Source organism: Frankia sp. AiPa1, from assembly GCF_023243075.1.
Taxonomy (GTDB): Bacteria; Actinomycetota; Actinomycetes; order Frankiales; family Frankiaceae; genus Frankia.
In genome coordinates, this window is sequence record NZ_JALKFZ020000081.1 from 1 (window position 1) to 3,601 (window position 3,601).

Sequence of the window (3,601 nt, forward strand, 5' to 3'; positions counted from 1 at the left end):
GGGGGGGGGGGGGGGGGGGGGGGGGGGGGGGGGGGGGGGGGGGGGGGGGGTGGGGGGGTCGAGGGGGGGGGGGGGGGGGGGGCCCCCCCCCCCCCCGGCCCCGTGACCGCAGTCCCACCCGGCACCGCGCCACCCGGCACCGCGCCAGCCGGCACAGGGCCAGCCGACACAGGGACACCGGCCACGGGCGCGACGGGCGGAGCGACGGCGATGGGGTCGAAGGGCTCACCGTCGAAGCCAAGATCGTCCTCCGGGTTGGCGGACGCGGCCAGTGCGGTGGGAGAGTCCTGGTCAGCGGGATGGTAGGGGCTGGCGGGAACGGGTCCGGTGGCATCCCGTCCGCCCACTGGTTGGTGGTCAACGACTGTCATCGGCGATCACCCTCGGTCTCGGTCGTGGTCTCGTGCTCAGTCGGGTTCTTGTTCCATCCCCCGACGGCCTCGGCGAACTTGGCGGCCATCCCGGGAGTCGCCGCGACGGTGACCTCGCTGAACCGGGCCAGCACAGTGCCGTCCGGGGCGTGGGCGGTCGCGGTCACGGTGGCCGTGCCACCGCCGTCGTCGACCCGTGCCTGATCCAGGACCAGGACGAACGGGCCTGAGTCCGGCAGCGGGCGCAGGTACTCGGCACGGCCGATGCCCAGCGGCAGGCATGCCTGGCCCAGCAGGGCACGTCCGAGCACCGGCGGACCCTGGAGCAGGACGTCGGCCAGCACGGGGCTGTGCAGCGCACCGCCGTAGCCGGCGTGCAGGTCCGGGTCGTCGGCGAGCTGGCATTCGAGCACGAGCCGATCGGCGCCGCGAGCCAGCACTCGGCGCATGCCCTGCAACCGTGGGCCGTGGAACTGGGTTCCCTCGAGGTAGATGTCCAGGCCGTCCAGCGGCCCGGCTCCGAGCGGGTATCCGGGCCATCCGGTGCCGGGACCAGCGAGGGTCTCCGCGCCGGTGGAGATCGTGGGGCCGGCGAGCAGGAGGGTGGCGGCGTAGTGCGGGACCGGCAGGCGGCCGGTGCCGTCGCTGCGCACCGCGGCCCGCAGGACCAGGCGGCCGTCGCCGTCGGTGCCGGCGGCCTCGAGAATCACCTGGGCCGCGTCCGGCGCGGAGCCGTCGAACACGATGCCCTTGTGCACGATGAACCCGCGCGCCTCGACGACCCGACGGCCGGGAATGGCCCGCTCGGCCACATTGATCATCCAGCCTAGACCGAACGTCGCCGGCAGCACCCGGTGCGCGCCGACCTGGTGTGCGGCGATCACCGGGTGGGTCTCGATCCCGGCGAGCGTGCGCCGGGCCCGCAGCACGCCGCCGCCGGCAATCCCGCCGGCACTCTCGCCGTCCGAGGGCACCGCCGCGGTGTCGGCCAGGGCCCGGTCCGGACCGACGAGCAGGCTCACCGTCTCCCCCGGACCAATCCCGACCCGCTCTCCCCGGTCAGCCCCAGCGGAGTCAGCCCCGGCGGAGTCAGCCCCGGCGGAGTCAGCCCCGGCGGAGTCAGTCCCGGCATGGTCGGCGGCTGGGCGATCGGCACGGAACGTCGCGACGAACGCGGCGGCTCCGGCGTCCGGGGCAAGCAGGCGCACCCCGCGGGCCGCGAACAGGTCACGCAGGCCGGGCGTCACCATGCCGCCATCCCAGGCACCCCAGTCGATCGCGACGACATGGTGATCGGGATGCGCGTGGCGGTGCGCCGCGGCCACGCGGCACAGCGCCTCGTTCGCCGCGGCGTAGTCGGCCTGCCCAGGGTTGCCGAACAACCCCGCGACCGAGGTGAACAGCACCAGATGACGCAGCGGCGCACCGTCGAGCCCGTCGAGCAGCGCCCGCAGACCGGCCAGTTTCGGCGCGAACACCCGCGCGACGTCAGCGGGGGTCTTGTCGACCAGCCGGGCGTCGGCAAGCACCCCTGCCCCGTGGACGATGCCGGTGACCTGGCCGCGCACCCCGTCCAGGGCGGTGCGCACGGAGTCCGCGTCGGTGACGTCGACGGGCACGTACTCGGCCCGTGCGCCGCTGGCCGCGACGGCGGCGAGCGTCGCCCGGATCTCCCGGGCCGCGAGCAGGCCCTGGTAGATCCGCTCGACCTCGCGTGGCGTCGGCCGGGTGCCCTCGGCACGCAGCCGGGCGATGACGGCGGCTTTGAGGTCCGCGCCCGGCACTGCGGCCGCCCAGTCGGGTTCGTCAGCGAGCGGCGACCGTCCGAGCAGCACGAACCGTGCCGGAGCCTGTTCGGCCAGCGCCCGCACACACAGCGCGGTGACTCCGCGCGCGCCGCCGGAGACGACCAGTACGTCATCCGCGCCGACCGTCAGCCCCCCACCACCGCCGGACGGCTCCGGACGAACACCGGCCCGCGGACCGTACAGCCCAGGAACGACCGTTGTACGGATCACCGCGCCACGCGGGCCCGGCCCGGTCGCAAGCGCCAGACCTACTTCGGGGGTGTCGCGGGCGGCGTCGTGCAGTTCGGCGTCGAGCAGGTCGGCGAGGGTGTCAATCGGCAGGTCGGGAGACGCGTCGAGCGCGCGGCAGAACACTGCCGGTGCCTCGGCGTCGAGCGTCTTGACCAGGCCACCGACTCCGCCGAGCAGGGAGGCCACCGGTCCGGCCGTGCCATGGTGGCCGAGGCCGCCGTCGAGCCGGGTGAGGGTGACGAAGGCGGCCCGGGTCCCGCCGGCCGCGGCGGTGGTGAGCGGCCCGTGCGCCCGCCGCGCGATCTGGATGGACTCCGCGAGCCTGGCGACCGTCGGTTCCCAGCCCGCACCCGGCGTGAGCAGAGTCAGGCACAGGTCCACTGGGCTGTCGAACGCCACGGTCAGCGCGCCGTCAACGGCTTCCTCCCGTCCGTCAGGCACATCCCCCCGCGCGGCTTGCGGCCCGCCGACGGCACTCGGTCGGCCGACGGTGTCGAGATCGAGCTCGCGGACCGTCCAGCCGCGGGCGCGCAGGGCGGCGAGCAGCAGCGCGGCGACCGGGTCGGCCCAGTGGGCGAGGACGGCGACCGGGGACTCGGCGAACGGACGGTCGAGTTGGTCGAGGGCGGGCAGGGTCACCAGCCGGACCACGCGGCGGGGCGCCGGGTCCGGCTCAACGGCTTTTGGGTCGACACCACCTGCCAGCGCGCCGGTGGTGTCGACGGCCTGGCCGCCGTCACTGAGGCCGCCGGCTCTGGGCCCTGCGGGTGGGGAGGCGGCGGTGACGAACTCGGTGATCTGGTCGAGCGTCCGCAGCTCCGCGAGCTGCTCCGGACCCACCGTCGGCGCCTGCGGGAACCGCTCCCGCAACGCCCCCAACACCTGCACCCGCTTGATCGAGTCAACCCCGAGATCCGCCTCCAGATCCATCCCGGTATCGATCATGTCCGCCGCATAACCCGTCTTCTCCGCCACCACCGCGATGAGGGTGCCGCGGATCGCGTCGGCGTCGAGAACCGCGCCGTCCACGGAGGCGGCGTCGGACCCGGTGCCGGCATCGGACCCGGTGCCGGCATCGGCATCGGCGTCGGCAGTGTCCGGGAGGGCGGCGGTAACGAACTCGGTGATCTGGTCGAGCGTCCGCAGCTCCGCGAGCTGCTCCGGACCCACCGTCGGCGCCTGCGGGAACCG

Annotated in this window: 1 protein-coding gene and 1 pseudogene; both read right to left on the reverse strand. The window is 75.0% G+C overall.

Annotated elements, in window-relative coordinates; all coding sequences use genetic code 11:
* A pseudogene (locus MXD95_RS07490) lies at nucleotides 1-371 on the reverse strand (hypothetical protein); the annotation flags it as partial.
* On the reverse strand, nucleotides 368-3,601 hold a 3,234-nt coding region (locus MXD95_RS07495; RefSeq protein WP_285223550.1), incomplete at its 5' end, for an SDR family NAD(P)-dependent oxidoreductase. The gene MXD95_RS07495 and the pseudogene MXD95_RS07490, both read right to left, overlap by 4 nt.